General features: G+C 58.6%; 10 protein-coding genes. 2 read left to right on the top strand and 8 right to left on the bottom strand.

Annotated elements, in window-relative coordinates; all coding sequences use genetic code 11:
• Positions 1-14: 14 nt before the first annotated feature.
• Positions 15-1736, bottom strand: coding sequence for a type I secretion system permease/ATPase (locus Q7W83_RS20205; RefSeq protein WP_150654638.1), 1722 nt, complete (start codon positions 1734-1736; stop codon positions 15-17).
• 674 nt (positions 1737-2410) lie between these two features.
• On the opposite strand from Q7W83_RS20205, the gene Q7W83_RS20200 reads away from it, so the two are divergent.
• Positions 2411-6847 carry a hypothetical protein gene (locus Q7W83_RS20200; RefSeq protein WP_473656678.1) on the top strand — a complete coding sequence of 1479 codons (4437 nt, stop codon included), beginning with the start codon at positions 2411-2413 and terminating at the stop codon, positions 6845-6847.
• A 72-nt stretch (positions 6848-6919) separates the two neighbouring features.
• On the opposite strand, the gene emhC is transcribed toward Q7W83_RS20200, so the two are convergent.
• Genes emhC through emhA form a run of 3 tightly spaced genes read right to left on the bottom strand, consistent with a single transcriptional unit; the run spans position 6920 to position 12702 of the window.
• Positions 6920-8380, bottom strand: a complete 1461-nt coding sequence (gene emhC, locus Q7W83_RS20195; RefSeq protein ID WP_150630966.1) for an efflux RND transporter outer membrane subunit EmhC — start codon at positions 8378-8380, stop codon at positions 6920-6922.
• Positions 8377-11541: an efflux RND transporter permease subunit EmhB gene (gene emhB / locus Q7W83_RS20190; protein WP_150653735.1), complete on the bottom strand. Its 3165-nt coding sequence runs from the start codon at positions 11539-11541 to the stop codon at positions 8377-8379. The genes emhC and emhB overlap by 4 nt, the downstream gene beginning before the upstream one ends.
• Before the next feature lie 3 nt (positions 11542-11544).
• Positions 11545-12702 carry an efflux RND transporter periplasmic adaptor subunit EmhA gene (gene emhA, locus Q7W83_RS20185; protein ID WP_150630964.1) on the bottom strand — a complete coding sequence of 386 codons (1158 nt, stop codon included), beginning with the start codon at positions 12700-12702 and terminating at the stop codon, positions 11545-11547.
• Between the two features lie 265 nt (positions 12703-12967).
• On the opposite strand from emhA, the gene emhR reads away from it, so the two are divergent.
• Entirely contained in the window at positions 12968-13600 is a 633-nt protein-coding gene (emhR, locus tag Q7W83_RS20180; protein WP_150653736.1) for an efflux system transcriptional repressor EmhR, read from the top strand.
• A 191-nt stretch (positions 13601-13791) separates the two neighbouring features.
• On the opposite strand, the gene Q7W83_RS20175 is transcribed toward emhR, so the two are convergent.
• From Q7W83_RS20175 to Q7W83_RS20160, 4 genes are all read right to left on the bottom strand, one after another.
• A complete protein-coding gene (locus Q7W83_RS20175; protein ID WP_473656674.1) occupies positions 13792-14439 on the bottom strand; it encodes a hypothetical protein in 648 nt (215 codons plus the stop codon).
• 226 nt (positions 14440-14665) lie between these two features.
• Positions 14666-15715 carry an alkene reductase gene (locus Q7W83_RS20170; protein WP_473656672.1) on the bottom strand — a complete coding sequence of 350 codons (1050 nt, stop codon included), beginning with the start codon at positions 15713-15715 and terminating at the stop codon, positions 14666-14668.
• Positions 15716-15744: 29 nt separating this feature from the next.
• Entirely contained in the window at positions 15745-16911 is a 1167-nt protein-coding gene (locus tag Q7W83_RS20165; RefSeq protein WP_150630959.1) for an MFS transporter, read from the bottom strand.
• Between the two features lie 34 nt (positions 16912-16945).
• A complete protein-coding gene (locus tag Q7W83_RS20160; RefSeq protein ID WP_150630958.1) occupies positions 16946-17248 on the bottom strand; it encodes an ArsR/SmtB family transcription factor in 303 nt (100 codons plus the stop codon).
• Positions 17249-17264: the final 16 nt, after the last annotated feature.

The following is a 17264-nucleotide window of genomic DNA, read 5'->3' as shown; positions in this document are numbered from 1 at the left end:
TGGCGTTCTACACTTTATCGTTGCACGGAGGTGGGTTCCGCGCTTGCGGCGGCCTGTTGCGTGTTTTGCAGCTTGGCCCAGACCTGTTTCAGCGGTCCGTACATGGCCAGTTCGCCATTGTTCAGCACCAGCAGCTTGTCGACATGGGCCAGGACACTGGGGCGGTGCGTAATCACGAACACCGTGGCACCACTTTGCTTGAGCTTGTGCAGGGACTGGGCAAGCATTTTTTCGCCGACGTCATCGAGGTTGGAGTTGGGCTCGTCAAGCACCACCAGCCGTGGCTCGCGGTACACGGCGCGGGCCAGCCCGATTCGCTGGCGTTGACCACCGGACAGGCCGCCACCATTGGCACCGATCACGGTGTCGTAACCATCGGGCAATTGCAGTACCAGTTCATGCACGCCGGCCATACGTGCTGCCGCCACGACGGCTTCGGCATCCAGTTCGGAAAAACGCGAAATGTTCTCGCTGATGGTGCCTTCGAACAGTTCGATGTCCTGGGGCAGGTAACCGATGTGCGGACCCAACTCGTCCCGCCGCCATTGTGTGATGTCCGCTCCGTCCAGCCGTACGCTGCCGGCCAGGGGCGGCCAGATACCCAGCAGGGCTCTGGCCAGGGTGGACTTGCCAGAGCCACTAGGGCCGATGATGCCCACCGATTCGCCCACTGCCACATCAAAGGTCAGGCCACGGATGATCGCTTTGCGGCTTTCGGGCGGAGCCACCGACAGGTTCTCCACGCTCACCCTCCCTTGCGGCGCCGGAAGTGACATGCGCTGAGGTTCGGCGGCGATTTTTTCCAGGAGTTCATGCAGGCGTCCGTATTGCGAGCGCGCGCCAATAAAACCCTTCCAGGCGCCGATCAACTGGTCGATGGGCGCGAGTGCCCGGCCCAGCAGGATCGAGCCGGCGATCATCAAGCCTGAGGAAATCTCGTGCTGGATAGCCAGATAGGCGCCGAGGCCCAGCACCAGTGACTGGACGATCTGGCGGAAAGTCTTGGAAATCGCCGAGATCGCGCCCGCTCGATCACTGGCCTGACTTTGCAAGGACAGCACCTTGTGGACTCGAGCGCTCCAGCGCTGGCGCAAATGCCCAAGCATGCCCATGGATTGGACGACTTCGGCGTTGCGCAGGCTTTTGTTGGTGAACGCGGTGGCGCCCATGTGTTCACGGTTGGCGGCATGCAGCGGACTGTTGGTGAGCTTGTCGTTGATGTACGCCAGCCCTACAAGCAGCAGGGCGCTGATCACGCCCATCCAGCCGTACCAGGGATGGAAAATGAACATCACCGCCAGGTAAATGGGAATCCATGGTGTATCGAAGAAGGCGAACAGGCCGTTGCCGGTAAGGAACTGACGCAGGCTGCTCAGATCGCTCAGCGGTTGTGCCGAGGCGTTCATGCCCCCGGTGTTGAGTGCCTGCTTGAAGCTGGCATCAAACAGGCGCTGGCCGAGCAGGGTTTCAAGGCGTGTGCTAATGCGCACCATGATCCGTGAACGCACCCATTCCAGGCCGCCGAGCGTGATCATCAGCAGCAGCATGATCAGGGTCAGCATCAGCAGAGTCGACAGGCTGCCGCTGCCCACCGCGCGGTCATAGACCTGAAGCATGTAGAAAGAGGGAACCAGCATCAGCAAATTGACGAAGAAGCTGAAGAAACCGACTGAAAGAAAGCTGCCTTTGCAAACGGCCAGGGCATTTTCCAGTTCGGTCCTGGGAGGGGCTGACATAGTCCATTACCTGAGGCCCGCGTAAGCGAGCCGTAAAAATTCGTTATCCGCGAAGGTGCAGACGGACCTTCGTGGCGGGAAAAATGTGTACCTTTTACAGCTTTCAGGGTATGCGACCTAGCCGCTGTAAAGATCGAAACCAATATTGTGCGTTCACGCTTGAATCGGTGATGCAATCTTCCGCCTCGAAGATCAAAACATCACGATCTGCACTGCCGGTTGTATGACCACTCTTGATGGTCGCCATTTTTTGCTTTTTTAATGGAAGGCGCATAAACAATCGTGAGTTAAAACGGCATTTCAGTGCAGGGCCAAACATTGAAGAAACACTGAAAACAACCTTTTTTGGCGCTATACAGCGCTGTGTTTTATCGAGTCGTTTTTTGGGAGAACAATAATCCCGACAAGGAAAAACATTTTCCGCTGCGGGCAGACCAGCGCTCCCGCGCGGCGAGCATATCTGCTTGCCGAGAAAAAAAATACATGCTCAGTGAAAAGCATATAGCAATAGGAAATGGCTAATTGCCATTAGCTTGCCGCCTTGCTATAACACTGCAATTTTAGCAGTCGCTTTAAACTGTCAATTCGCGCCCCCGCGAACCTGGCAGTGGTCATCACACCCCCATACAACGCCACGGCTAAAACGCCGCATTTCGCTATGCAAGGAAAGGATTATGAGCACTCCGACCCAGGTCCCAGGAAATCAAACGGATTATAGTTTCAGTGACGACGGTGAAAACATCGTAGTAACGGACAACGAAGGAAGTGTTATCCATAGTGTCGGCGGCGACAGCGGTGAGCGGGTTCTGGAATTTACCGATGGCAGCACGCTGACGGCTACTCGTGAAATCGAAACGAAAACGGCGGGCAACGGTGCCGAAAGCCCGAATGTGACGGCGCTCAGCGACGGTGGTTATGTCATTACCTGGGCGTTGAGTAACGACAACTTTGAAGGCATCGTGGTCAAGCGTTACACGGCCGATGGCGAGATGTTGCAACGCACCAACATTCCAACGCCGGACGCGGATGATCCTTCCGTCACTGCGCTGGCCAATGGTCAGTTCATTCTGTCCTGGACTTCGGAAAACGAAGCCACTCACGTCTCGACCGTTTACACACAGTCGTTCGGCACCAATGGCGTCGCCAGTGGCAATGCCGTAAAAGTTGCGAGCGCCGCCTTCGAGTTGGAGGATGCACAAGTCACGGTACTGGCCAACAACAAGTACATCGTGACCTGGGGTGAAACCCATGAACATATATCAGGTGACGAGCGGCTCGACCTTTCCGATATCAAGGCCGTTGTTTACACCAATGGCAAGCCGGGTGTCGTGCAAACCCTGACCAAAGGCAACGAAGCCCTGGGCGAAGCCGACGATATGACGGTGCTGCCGACGGGCGATGGCGGGTACTGGCTGACCTATACCACTCAGCATTTTTCCGTGGATAACAGTACATTCGACTCCAAGTTTCAGATCAGCCGGATTGACGCCAACGGCAAGGTCGTCGCGGATTCGGCGAAGACCCTGGACAGCTTGGTCAGCACCTTCGGATACGCCTCTTACTTCGATATCACTCCCGTCACCGACGGTTACGTACTCAGCCGTGTCGATCAAGGCTCGGGCGGTATGGATCGGGTGATCATCACCCAGCTCTACGACAAGAATTTCTCCCCTGTGGGAGACCCGGTTGAAGTCGGCAGCAACCTCTCGATCAATGGCGCGGCAATCACTTCGCTGCCGGACGGTGGTTATGTCCTGGCCTGGAACGAATTCGCCCAGGGTAGCGGCGGTGTTTTCATTCAGCGCTTCGCTGCCGACGGCACCAAGACCGATCTCTCGCCGGTGCGGGTGGCCACCGCCGATGCCGACGAACAACTGATGGACACCCCGGTCGTCACCGTGCGTACTTCAGGTACCGTCGTGGTCAGTTGGGAAAGCTCCAAAGCCGGAAGCGGCGCTGAAGTCCACATACAAAAAGTCACTGCCGGTAACCTGTTGGTTGGCTCCAGCACCACGGTGATCACCGGCGATGAAAACGACAATACCTTGAACTGGACGGGTACCGACGACGTCACCCTCAACGGTGGCGGGGGTGAAGATACCGCCGGTTTGTCTGGCCAGTCCGGTTACAGTTTTACTCAGGACAGCCAGGGCAATGTAGTGGTGCATGGCACCCAGGACACAACGCTGGTCGGTATTGAAAAAGTAGTCTTTGGCGACGGCACGACCGTCGGCATCAACGATGGCAGGTTTGACAACGAAGCCGGCAGTGTGGTCTCCATGGAACCCGCTTCCACGCTGCTGAGCGATGGCAACTATGTGGTGGTCTGGGAGGAAGCCGGGCAGCTTCATCTGCAGAAGTTCGACCAGAACCATGCAGTGCTCAGCGACCATTTGCTGGAAGGCATCAACGGCCGTAATCCGGTGATTGCCGCAAACAACGATGGCGGTTTCGTGGTCGGCTGGACCACTGACGGCAACAAGCTCGAGGTCCAGGCGTTCAACGCTGAAGGTGTCGCCACCGGTTCCCTGATCAGCCTGTCGCCGCAAGACAGCGACGAACCCAATGTTCACTTCGAGGACATCGCGGTTACCGTTCTGGCCAATGGCAACTATGTGGTGACTTGGGCAGAGGAGATGAATGGCTCCAGCAGCTCAAGCAATTCACCGTTCTACGCCTCCGAACTGTTCATGCAGATGTTCAGCGGCGACACCCACGCGCCGATCGGCGGAATGGTCAAGGTCGATACCAAAGTCAAGGACGCCGCGATCTTCGCCGAAGAGCCGAGCATCACCAACCTGAAGGATGGCGGCTTCGTCATCGTCTGGGAGCGCGAAACCAAAGCCGCGGGTGACGTCGATATCTACATGCAGCGCTTCAACGCCAACGGTCAAAAAGTCGGCGATGGCAGTGCAGCACCCGTCAATACCAGCAAGGCCGGCGATCAGTATGGGGTGGAAGTTGCCACGCTCGAAGACGGCAGTCTGGTGTTGACCTGGGTCAGCGTCACGATGAAAAACGGCGAGCCGGTCACCGGTAACGTCTACATGCAGCGGTACAACGACAAAGGGGTAAAACTGGGCGGCGAAACGCTGGTCAATACGCCCACTTCGGAAATTCAGGGCGAGCCGGCGATCACGGCACTGAAAGGTGGCGGCTATGTCATCAGTTGGGCCACTTCCGATGAAGCCGCGCACTCGGCAGACGCCAACCTGTACGCGCAGGTCTACGACAAAAACGGAGTCAAAGTCGGCAATCAGTTGCTGCTCACCAGCAATGAAAACGACATGTTCCCGGTGGTCAATGCCACCCAGGACGGCGGCTTCGTGATCACGTGGGAAGTGCTGTCGTCGGATAACCTGATCGGCGATATCCATAGCCAGCGCTTTGATGCGAACGGCAACTCCACAACGCTCACTGGCGATGCCAATGACAACACCTTGATCTGGAGCGGTTCGGGGTCGGCCATCCTCAAAGGTGAAGATGGCAATGACACGCTGACCGGCGGTGCCGGTAACGACAGCCTCGACGGCGGAAACGGCAACGACATCCTGAATGGTGGTGCCGGGGCAGATGCCTTGAAGGGTGGTTCGGGTGACGACACCTACGTGGTCGATAACCTCAAGGACTTGATCATTGAGGCAGCCAGCCAAGGTGTCGATTCGGTGCAGTCCTCGATTAACTGGACCCTGGGCGACAACCTGGAAAACCTGACCCTGACCGGCACCGCCGTGATCAATGGCAACGGTAACGGGCTGGACAACGTCATCACTGGCAACAGCGGCAAAAACATCCTCAGTGGCGGCGCCGGCAATGACACCCTCGACGGTGGTGCGGGTGTGGATTCGCTGATTGGCGGCACTGGCGACGACACCTACGTCGTTGACCTGGTCACCAGCGGTGTCGGTGCCAAGGCCATCGCCGTACTGCAAGACACCATCACCGAGAAGGCCGGTGAAGGTGATCACGACATCCTGAAATTGCGCGGCGATTCGCTGATCAACTTCAGCGGTACCGCTGCCGTGACCCTGGGTCTCAATCTCGAAGACCTCGATGCTTCCGCGACCGGCTCGCTGGCAATCAACCTGACCGGTAACGCGGCCAACAACATCATCACCGGCAACGACGGCAACAACGTCCTCAATGGTGGTGCCGGCATCGATACCCTGATCGGCGGCAAAGGCAATGACACCTACGTCCTCGACAAGGCGGAAGAGCAGGCGCTGGTGACGGAAGAAGAGGATGAAGGCAACGACACCCTGCAAATCGCTTACAACAATGTGTCCAAGACTGAGGCCCAGACCATCGATCTGAGCAGCGGCAACCTGCAGAACTTCGAAAACGTCACCGTCACCGGTACCGGGCTGTTCAATCTGGTCGGCAACGACCTGGGCAACAAACTGACCGGCAACGCGGCGCGCAACGAAATCACCGGCGGTGCCGGCAATGACCTGCTCGACGGCAAAAACGGCGGCGACCTGTTGACCGGTGGCAGCGGCGATGACGCCTACGTGATTTACAGCAACAAGGACGTGGTGGTCGAAGCTGCCGATGGTGGCAACGACACCGTGCGTGTCGCCGCCTACACCGGTAACAGCTACACCTTGGGCGACAACATTGAAAACGCCATTATCGACTCCCTGGCGGCGATCAACCTCGTCGGCAACGAGCTGGATAACACCCTGACCGGTAACGCCGCCAACAACGTCCTGAACGGCGGTGCCGGTGTGGACACCCTGATCGGTGGCAAGGGCAACGACACCTACGTCGTCGACAATGAAGACGACAGCGTCGTCGAGCTGCTCAACGAAGGTGTCGATACCGTCAACGCGTCGGTCGACTACACCCTGGCGGCCAACGTCGAGAACCTGATCCTGAGCGGATCGGCTATCAAAGGCACCGGCAACGGGCTGAAAAACGTCATCACCGGCAACAACGAGGCCAACCTGATCGATGGCGGCGCGGGTGCGGACACCCTGATCGGCGGCAAAGGCAACGACACCTACGTCGTTGACCTGGTCACCAGCGGTGTCGGTGCCAAAGCCATCGCTGTACTGGAAGACACCATCACCGAGAAGGCCGGTGAAACAAAACACCCTGCGAAAGCGTAGCCCTCGCAGGGTGTGGGGGTGACCATCTCATTAGCCCACCAAACGGTGGGCTTCGTGTTTACAGCCGTTCGATCAGAACAACTTCAGCTTCGGCGCTTCTTCTTTCAGCGGCTCGACTTTCGCGGTCTGCTCATTCCAGCCACCGCCCAGTGCCTTGTAGAGATTCACGGCACTGGTCAGTTGCGCCAGGCGATCGGTGATCAGCGCCTGTTGGGCACTGAACAGCTGACGCTGGGCATCGAGGAAGGTCAGGTTGCTGTCGACGCCAATGCGATAACGACGCTCGGCCAGACGGTAGTAGTCCTGGTTGGCGGTGACGAAATCACGCTGGGCCTGCAACTGCTCGGTGTAGGTCTGGCGGGCGGCCAGGCCATCGGCGACTTCCTGGAAGGCCGTTTGAATGGACTTCTCGTAGTTCGCCACGCCGATGTCTTTCTGGATTTTCGAGTAATCCAGGCTGGCGCGCAGGCTGCCGGCGTTGAAGATCGGCAGGTTGATTTGCGGCTGGAACAACCAGGTGCCCGAACCACCCTTGAACAGACCTGACAGGTCCGGGCTCAGGGTACCGGCATTGGCGGTGAGGCTGATGCTCGGGAAGAACGCCGCCCGTGCCGCGCCGATGTTGGCGTTGGCAGCCTTCAGGTTGTATTCGGCTTGAAGGATGTCTGGACGACGTTGCAGCAAGTCCGACGGCAAGCCCGGCGGTACGTCGCTCAGCAGGTCGTCAGCCAGCGGCTTGGCTTCTCGCAGATTGGCCGGGATGCCCGTGCCAAGCAGCAGCACCAGGCTGTTTTCATCCTGGGCGACCTGGCGGGTGTAACGGGCCAGTTGCGCACGGGCGTTTTCCACCGAGGTCCGCGACTGCGCCAGATCCAGCGCCGAAGCGACGCCGACTTCGTTGCTGCGTGCGGTGAGCTTGTAGCTCTCCTCGAACGCGCCAAGCGTGTCTTGAGTCAGCTTGCGCAGCTCTTTGTCAGCCTGCCAGGTCAGGTAGGCATTCGCCACGCTGGCCACCAGGCTGATTTGCGTGCTGCGACGGCCTTCTTCGGTGGCGAAGTATTTTTGCAGCGCTTCTTCACTCAGGCTGCGAACCCGACCGAACAGGTCGAGTTCATAAGCACTGATGCCGACGGTGGCGGAGTAGGAGCTGGTGATCCCCGCTTGACCGGTCTGCGATGCATCTGCCGGAACGCGCTGACGGCTGCCGGTGCCATTGGCTGACACGGCCGGGAACAGATCCGCACGCTGGATGCGGTACTGCGCCGCGAACGCGTCGATGTTCAGCGCCGCGACACGCAGGTCGCGGTTGTTTTCCAGGGACACCTGGATCAGCTGTTGCAACGCCGGGTCATGGAAAAACTGCTTCCAGCCCTGTTCGGCGGCGGCCTGGTTCGGCGCCTGGGCCGGCGAATACGCCGGACCTTGCGGGTACTGGGCTGCCACCGGTGCCTCAGGCTGCTGATAGTCGGGTATCAGCGAGCAACCGCTCAGTACGAACGCGGCGACTGCGATGGAGAGTAGCGACTTGCTCATTGGCCAGCCTCTTTAGAAGGTTCAATAGCGTCGTCCTGACCGGCGTTTTTACGCTGACCAATCGACGACACGGTGACAAAGAACAGTGGGACCCAGAAGATCGCCAGGATCGTGGCTGTGATCATACCGCCAATAACGCCGGTACCGATCGCGTGTTGGCTGCCTGAACCGGCGCCCGTGGAAATCGCCAGCGGTACTACGCCGAGGACGAAGGCGAGGGAGGTCATGATGATCGGTCGCAAACGCATGCGGCAGGCTTCAATCGCCGCGTCGCGCAGGCTGCGCCCTTGCTCATGCAGTTCCTTGGCGAATTCGACGATCAGGATGGCGTTTTTCGCCGCCAGACCGATGGTCGTCAACAGGCCCACCTGGAAGTAAACGTCGTTCGACAGGCCGCGCAGACTGGTGGCCAGGAGCGCACCGATGATCCCCAACGGCACCACCAACATCACCGCGATCGGGATCGACCAGCTTTCGTACAGCGCTGCCAGACACAGGAACACCATCAGCAACGACAAGGCGTAAAGCGCTGGCGCTTGCGAGCCGGACAGCCGTTCCTCGTACGACAAACCGGTCCAGGAAATACCGACACCGGCCGGCAGTTTCTTGGCCAGGGCTTCGACTTCCGCCATGGCTTCACCGGTGGAGTAGCCCGGAGCCGGGGCGCCGAGGATTTCCATCGCTTCTACGCCGTTGTAACGCGAAAGCTTCGGCGCACCGTAGATCCACTCACCCTTGGCGAAGGCGGAGAAGGGAACCATGGTGCCTGCGCTGTTACGCACATACCATTTCTTGATGTCTTCCGGGCTCATCCGCGCCCCGGGTTGACCTTGCACGTAGACTTTCTTCACCCGACCACGGTCGATGAAGTCGTTGACGTAGCTACTGCCCAAGGCAATCGACAGGGTGCTGTTGATGTCGGAGAGGGTAATGCCCAGCGCGCTGGCCTTCTCGTCGTCGATTTCGAGCTGATATTGCGGTTCGTCGTTCAGGCCGTTCGGACGTACCTGCGACAGCACTTTGCTCTGCGCTGCCATGCCGAGGAACTGGTTGCGCGCTGCCATCAGTTTTTCGTGACCGATACCGGCACGGTCCTGGAGGAATACGTCGAAGCCCGTGGCGTTGCCCAGCTCCAGTACCGCAGGTGGCGCGAAGGCGAACACCATGGCATCACGGAACGAGAAGAAGTGCTTTTGGGCCCGAGCGGCCAGGTTGAATACGCTGTTATCGGCGTTACGCTGGTCCCAGGGTTTAAGCATGATAAAGGCCATGCCCGAACTCTGGCCGCGTCCGGCGAAGTTGAAGCCGTTCACGGTAAACACCGAGGCCACCGCATCGCCTTCACCGCCGTCCTTGGTCGGACGCAGCAGGAATTCGCGCATTTCATCGATCACTACCTGCGTGCGCTCGGCGCTGGAGCCGGCCGGGGTCTGTACCTGGGCAAACAGTACGCCCTGGTCTTCTTCCGGCAGGAACGCCGTTGGAATACGGGTGAACAGCCAGATCATGCCGACAACAATGATCACGTACGCCAGCAGGTACGGCGCCTTGTGCGTCAGCATGTTGCCCACGCCACGCTCGTAGCTTTTGACGCCACGGTCGAAGCTGCGGTTGAACCAGCCGAAGAAGCCGCGTTTCGGTGTGCCGTGCTCGCCTTTCGGAATCGCCTTGAGCATGGTGGCGCAGAGTGCCGGGGTGAAGATCAGTGCGACCAGTACCGACAGGGCCATGGCCGAAACGATGGTGATCGAGAACTGCTTGTAGATCACGCCCGTGGAGCCGCTGAAGAATGCCATCGGCAGCAGTACCGCCGACAACACCAGGGCGATACCGACCAGTGCACCCTGGATCTGCCCCATGGATTTCTTGGTGGCCTCCTTGGGTGACAGGCCTTCTTCGCTCATGACCCGTTCGACGTTTTCCACCACGACGATGGCATCGTCCACCAGCAATCCGATGGCCAGCACCATACCGAACATGGTCAGGGTGTTGATGCTGAAACCGAACGCCGCGAGGATCCCGAAGGTACCCAGCAATACCACCGGCACAGTCATCGTGGTGATGACGGTGGCGCGGAAGTTTTGCAGGAACAGGAACATCACCAGGAACACCAGCACGATCGCTTCGACCAGGGTTTCAAGCACACCCTTGATCGACTCGGTCACCACCGGAGTGGTGTCGTACGGGAACACCACTTCCATGCCTTGCGGGAAGAACGGCTTGAGCGTGTTGATGGTGTTGCGCAACGCTTTCGCGGTGTCGAGGGCGTTGGCTCCGTTGGCCAGTTTCACCGCCAGACCGGAAGCCGGTGCGCCGTTGAACTGAGCGTTGATGCTGTAGTTTTCACCGCCCAGACCCACATCGGCGACATCGGACAGGCGCACTTGCGAGCCGTCCTTGTTGACCTTGAGCAGGATCTTGTTGAACTGATCGGCTGTTTGCAGACGGGTCTTGCCGATGATCGTGGCGTTCAACTGCTGGCCGGGCGCGGCAGGCAGGCCGCCCAGTTGACCGGAGGACACCTGGATGTTCTGCGCTGCGATGGCCGCTTTCACGTCCACTGGCGTCAGGTTGAAGTTGTTCAGCTTGGCCGGGTCGAGCCAGACACGCATCGCGTACTGGGAACCGAAGACCTGGAAGTCACCGACACCGGCGGTTCGCGAGATCGGGTCCTGCATGTTCGACACGATGTAGTTGGACAGGTCGTCCTTGGTCATGCTGCCGTCGCGCGAGACCACGCCGATCACCAGCAGGAAGTTCTTCACTGCCTTGGTCACGCGAATACCCTGTTGCTGCACTTCTTGCGGCAGCAGCGGGGTGGCCAGGTTCAGCTTGTTCTGGACCTGAACCTGCGCGGTATCGGAGTTGGTGCCTTGCTCGAAGGTCGCCGTAATGGTCATGCTGCCGTCGGAGTTACTTTCCGAGGAGACATAACGCAGGTTATCGATACCGTTGAGCTGTTGCTCGATCACTTGCACCACGGTGTCCTGCACGGTTTGTGCAGACGCGCCTGGGTAAGTCACCTGAATCGCAATGGCCGGAGGCGCAATGCTCGGGTATTGGTTGATCGGCAGTTTGAGAATCGAGAGTGCCCCGACCAGCATGATCACCAGGGCAATTACCCAAGCGAAAATCGGACGGTCGATAAAAAATTTCGACATGGTTTACTCCCCTTTGCCGCTGGAAGCCTTGCTAGCTGCCTGTGCGGGGGCCGGGTTCTTTGCGCCAACGTTAGTCGCCTCAGTGGCCTTGACTTCAATGCCAGGTTTGACGAATTGCAGGCCTTCGGTGATCAGACGATCGCCGGCTTTCAGGCCGTCCTCGATCAGCCATTGGCTGCCGACTGTGCGGCTGGCCTTGAGCTGACGCAGTTCGACCTTGTTGTCCGCACCGACGACCAGCGCGGTCGGGGTGCCTTTGAGGTCGCGGGTCACGCCTTGTTGCGGCGCCAGGATTGCAGCGGCGTTGACGCCAGCCTGCAGCTGGGCGTGCACGAACATGCCTGGCAACAGGGTGTGATCAGGGTTCGGGAACACCGCACGCAAGGTCACGGAACCGGTGGTCTGGTCAACCGAGACTTCGGAGAATTCGAGCTTGCCGTCGAGTTTGTACTGGCTGCCGTCTTCGAGGGTCAGCTTGACAGTGGCCGAGTTGTCGCCGGCCTTTTGCAGACGACCGCTTTCCAGTTCGCGACGCAGTTCAAGCAGCTCAACCGAGGACTGGGTGACATCGACGTAGATCGGATCGAGTTGCTGGATCACCGCCATGGCGTCCGCTTGTCCGCTGGTGACCAGAGCGCCTTCGGTCACGTTGGAGCGACCGATGCGACCGGACAGTGGCGCGTACACTTTGGTGTAGCGCACATTGATCTGGGCGCTTTGCAGCGCGGCTTCCGATTGCAAGCGGTTGGCCAGGGCCGTGTCGTATTCCTGACGGCTCACGGCCTGTTCATTGACCAGTTGCTTGTAGCGATCGGAGATCGATTTGGTCTGTTGCAGGTTGGCTTCAGCGCTTTTCAGCGTGGCTTCATAAACCGCCGGGTCGATCTGATACAGCTGCTGACCGGCCTTGACGTCGCCGCCTTCCTTGAACAGACGCTTGAGAATGATGCCGTTGACCTGCGGGCGAACTTCGGCGATGCGGTAGGCGCTGGTGCGGCCCGGCAGCTCGGACGTCAGGGTAAAGGCTTGAGGTTGCAGGGTTACAACGCCGACCTGAGGGGGTGGCGCGGCCGGTGCCGCTTCTTCCTTTTTGCATCCGCTGAGCAGCGATGCCAAGGCGACGGCAGTGACCAGAGCGGTAACAGCTGGCTTGAATTGCATGAAAATCCTCGGGTCAGGCGCGCAAATTGCGCACAAGAAATGTGAAAGGGTAAAAAATGTGCGCTGAGTGGATAAGTAGCTTGCTAAGGAATATACTTACGTTCATGGTTGTTTGTAAATACCTTGGCTGCGTACCCACACCGTTACAAAAGCCGTTCAAAGGTTCGAATTGTAGGCCGGGGACGACACCCAAGAGCGTTCGCCCCACTTTTATTCAGCGGCTGTTCAGGCATCGCTGAAGCATCCTGATTGAGGTTGTACTGCCATGGTCCGTCGTACCAAAGAGGAAGCTCAAGAAACCCGCAGCCAGATACTCGAAGCGGCAGAGAAAGCCTTTTATGAAAGGGGCGTGGCGCGCACGACGCTGGCGGACATCGCTACCCTGGCCGGCGTGACTCGCGGGGCCATCTATTGGCATTTCAGTAACAAGGCGGATCTGGTGCAGGCCATGCTCGATACTTTGCATGAGCCGCTGGATGAAATGGCCAAGGCCAGTGAAAGCGAAGATGAACTCGATCCGCTGGGTTGCATGCGCAAGCTGCTGATTCATTTGTTTCATCAAGTTGCCCTGGACCCGAAAACCCGACGCATCAATGAGATTTTGTTTCATAAGTGCGAATTCACCGATGAAATGTGTGACTTGCGCCAGCAGCGTCGGGAGGTCAGCCTCGATTGCAATGTGCGTATCGGCCTGGCCCTTACCAATGCAGTGAATCGGGGGCAGTTGCCGGAAAACCTCGACACTGCGCGCGCAGCTATCAGCCTGCATGCCTACATCGATGGCATTTTGTATCAGTGGCTATTGGCGCCCGACAGTTTTCAACTGCATACCGAAGCCGAGCGTTGGGTCGATGCAGCGTTGGACATGCTGCGCCTGAGCCCCAGTCTGCGCAAATGAAACAAAATGCGTAATTGGATCCGTTTCTGTCAATAGACGCGGGCGAAGATAAACGCTTCGCCCGCGTTGGTGTAATGGGGTGCTTTTATATACGGACGCGCTTTGGGATGACAGGTAGCGAGCTACGTATTTTGTAGGAAATTTGTGTCGCCGATGTGAAAAGGTTCGCGCCATCCCGCAAGTTCGCTGCTTCAGCCGAACGTGATTTCCACCTCGAAGTTGAAAGGTTCATCCGCTGCCATGCGAGTGATTTTGGTTGAGCAATTGACCCTGGATGAGCCAATGGAGGTGACGGTATTTTTTACCGTTGCCCTGTGTCTTGGCGAAATCACGCCGAAGGATTTGTTCATGATCATGCCGAGGTCAAAACGGACCCCGACGTTCTGATCGATGAAATCAACAAACTGATTGAACATGATTTTGTTTTTGGGCCAAGGGTAACCGTATGTATAAGCGAAATCGGATTTGAATGCTGTTTTTGTATGAGGGGAAAGCTGGAATGACTGGCGCTCTGATTTTTGCAAAGGCAGAGTGGTTTGTGCGATTTTAAAAGTGTGCGGCGTGTTATTGATTAGTTTGACGATCACGCGAGTGTTTTTCGTGCTTTTATCTTCATTTCGCCACAGCTCAATTCTCTCGTTCAGAAGGCGTTCTGACTCAATCCCTTCAAGAAAGTTTATTAATTCTACCTTGGCTGTTCCGATCAACTTGTCCAGTGCTTGCTGATTTTCCTCGCTGAAAAACAGCGGCGTCAGGTTGTACAGTAGTCCAATGGGTGTGTGATTGAAAAACGATAGTAGGTCTTCGTACTGGTTGCTGGTTTCTTTAATGTCGTTCATATCGATTCCTTTCGATTAAGTAAGTGGTTTGCGGTGGATTGCATCTAAACGATCCATGATGACGGCTGTGTTTGCATGTTGGGTCGTTTGTAAGTTGTGTGGGGTGCTGAAACTAACCTTGTTCTAAGTTCTGCTGCAATGAAGATGTTGTTTCATGAGTTGAGCGTTATTCAATATAAAAAAGCCCCAGGTATTTCTACCTGGGGCTTTTTTATACAGGCAGGACTTACATCATTGGATAGTCGATATAACCCACCGGACCTTTGGCATAAAACAATTCCGGACGTGCTTCGTTCAGCGGCGCATCGGCTTTCAAACGTGCCGGCAGGTCCGGGTTGGCAATGAACGGCACGCCGAAGGCGACCGCGTCAGCCTTGCCGCTGGCCAGCCAGGCGTTGGCGCTGTCCTTGGTGAAGCGTTCGTTGGCGATGTACGGGCCGCCGAAGGCTTCTTTGAGTTGTGGGCCAAGGCTGTCGCCGGCTTCTTTCTCGCGCGAGCAAATGAACGCGATGCCTCGTTTGCCCAGTTCGCGAGCGACGTAGGTGAAGGTCTCGGACAAGTTGTCGTCGCCCATGTCATGGGAGTCGGCGCGCGGTGCCAAATGCACACCGACGCGGCCGGCGCCCCAGACTTCGATCGCCGCGTCGGTCACTTCCAGCAACAGGCGTGCACGGTTTTCCAGGGAGCCACCGTAGTTATCGGTGCGCTGGTTGGTGCTGCTTTGCAGGAACTGGTCGAGCAGGTAACCGTTGGCACCGTGGATTTCCACGCCGTCGAAACCGGCGGCCTTGGCGTTTTCGGCACCTACGCGGTAAGCGTCGACGATGTCGGCGATTTCAGCGGTTTCCAGTGCACGCGGCATTGGGTAATCGGCCAGTGGGCGAACCAGGCTGACATGACCTTTGGGCTGGATAGCGCTCGGTGCAACCGGTGCTTCGCCGTTCAGGTAAGACGGGTGGGAAACCCGGCCGACGTGCCACAGTTGCAGGACGATCTTGCCGCCAGCGCCGTGGACCGCTTTGGTCACGTTGGTCCAGCCTCGCACTTGGTCGTTGGACCAGATGCCCGGGGTGTCCGGGTAGCCGACGCCCATCGGCGTGACCGAGGTGGCTTCGCTGAGGATCAGGCCGGCCGAGGCGCGTTGAACGTAGTACTCGGCCATCAGCGCGTTCGGCACACGGCCTTCGTCGGCGCGGCAACGGGTCAGCGGTGCCATGATGATGCGGTTGGCCAACTCGAGGTCGCCCAGTTTGATCGGATCGAAAATAGTCGTCATGAAATGCACCCTCGTGAGGTATCAGTGAGTCAGTTGGTAGCAGGGGCCAGTTCGGAATTACCGCTCTGACGGAAAGTAATCAGGGTCACCAGCAGGGCGAGTACCGCCAGTGCGGCGGCCGCGAGTGGCACGCTGGTCAGGCCGAAGCCGTGGGCGATGACGCTGCCGCCGACCCAGGCACCCAGTGCGTTGCCGACGTTGAACGCGCCGATGTTCAGGGTCGAGACCAGGTTCGGTGCAGCCTTGCCGTAGGTCACCACGTTCACTTGCAGGGCAGGGACGGCGGCAAAGCACGCGGTAGCCCAGAGGAACAGGGTGATTTCGGTCGGGATCAGCGCAACGCTGGTCCAGGTCAGCACGGTGGACACCACGGCCATGCTGATGAACACGCCGATCAGCGTCGCTGCCAGGCCTTTGTCCGCCAGCTTGCCGCCGATGATGTTGCCGACGGTCAGGCCCAGGCCAATGAGCATCAGCGTCCAGGTCACGCCGCGTGGCGAGACGCCGGTCACCTCGCCCAGCAGCGGGGCGACGTAGGTGAACAGGGTGAACACCGAGGCGGCGAACAGTGCGGTCATGCTCAACGACAGCCAGATGCCGGCGCCTTTGAGGGCACGCAGTTCGGCGCGCATGTCGAGTTTTTCTTCATCGCGCTTGGCTGGCAGGAAGCGAATCAGGCCGATCAGGGCAATCACGCCGATCACGGTCACCGCCCAGAAGGTCGAGCGCCAGCCGGCTTGTTGACCGAGCGCGGTGCCCAGCGGCACGCCGAGCACGTTGGCCAGGGTCAGGCCGGTGAACATCAGGGCCACGGCCGAAGCGCGCTTGTTGGCCGGGACCAGGCCTGCCGCGACCACCGAACCGATACCGAAGAATGCACCGTGGCACAGGGCAGTCACCACCCGGGCAAACATCAGCACGTTGTAATCGCTGGCCACTGCACACAGCAGATTGCCGATGATGAAGATGCCCATCAACGCCACCAGTGCAGCCTTGCGCGGCAGTTTTGCGGTGGCCAGTGCCATGAACGGCGCGCCGATGGCCACGCCGAGGGCGTAACCGGTCACCAGCCAGCCGGCGCCGGGGATCGACACACCGAGGTCGGCCGCCACATCGGGCAGCAGGCCCATGATGACGAACTCGGTGGTGCCGATAGCGAAAGCGCTCAAGGCCAGAATGAGGAGCGAGAGGGGCATGGGTGATTCCTTATCGGCGTACTGACGTAAAGGGTCAGAGCTCTTTGCTGAAGGTGCTGAGGAAGGCCTGGATGGTTTCCTCGTTGCGTTTGAAAAAATGCCACTGGCCGACTTTGCGGCTGCTGATCAGGCCGGCGCGTTGCAGGGTCGCCAGGTGAGCGGACACCGTGGACTGCGACAGGCCGCAGCGTTGATCAATCTGACCGGCGCAGACACCGTGCTCGTTGCTGTGGGTCTGGTCGGGAAATTCGACGTCCGGGTTTTTGAGCCAGTGCAGGATTTCTCGGCGTACCGGGTGTGCCAGGGCTTTTATTATTTCGTCGAGGTCGAGGTTCATGGCTTGGGGCTCGTGA

The organism is Pseudomonas sp. 300, assembly GCF_055803035.1.
Note: the sequence above shows the minus strand (reverse complement) of the source record. Positions and strands in the feature narration are given on the sequence as shown.

Coding starts and splice junctions, on each gene's coding strand:
- emhA (WP_150630964.1), bottom strand. CDS start 12,702: ATGCAATTCAAGCCAGCTGTTACCGCTCTGGTCACTGCCGTCGCCTTG.
- Q7W83_RS20200 (WP_473656678.1), top strand. CDS start 2,411: ATGAGCACTCCGACCCAGGTCCCAGGAAATCAAACGGATTATAGTTTC.
- Q7W83_RS20160 (WP_150630958.1), bottom strand. CDS start 17,248: ATGAACCTCGACCTCGACGAAATAATAAAAGCCCTGGCACACCCGGTA.
- Q7W83_RS20175 (WP_473656674.1), bottom strand. CDS start 14,439: ATGAACGACATTAAAGAAACCAGCAACCAGTACGAAGACCTACTATCG.
- emhC (WP_150630966.1), bottom strand. CDS start 8,380: ATGAGCAAGTCGCTACTCTCCATCGCAGTCGCCGCGTTCGTACTGAGC.
- emhR (WP_150653736.1), top strand. CDS start 12,968: ATGGTCCGTCGTACCAAAGAGGAAGCTCAAGAAACCCGCAGCCAGATA.
- Q7W83_RS20165 (WP_150630959.1), bottom strand. CDS start 16,911: ATGCCCCTCTCGCTCCTCATTCTGGCCTTGAGCGCTTTCGCTATCGGC.
- Q7W83_RS20205 (WP_150654638.1), bottom strand. CDS start 1,736: ATGTCAGCCCCTCCCAGGACCGAACTGGAAAATGCCCTGGCCGTTTGC.
- emhB (WP_150653735.1), bottom strand. CDS start 11,541: ATGTCGAAATTTTTTATCGACCGTCCGATTTTCGCTTGGGTAATTGCC.
- Q7W83_RS20170 (WP_473656672.1), bottom strand. CDS start 15,715: ATGACGACTATTTTCGATCCGATCAAACTGGGCGACCTCGAGTTGGCC.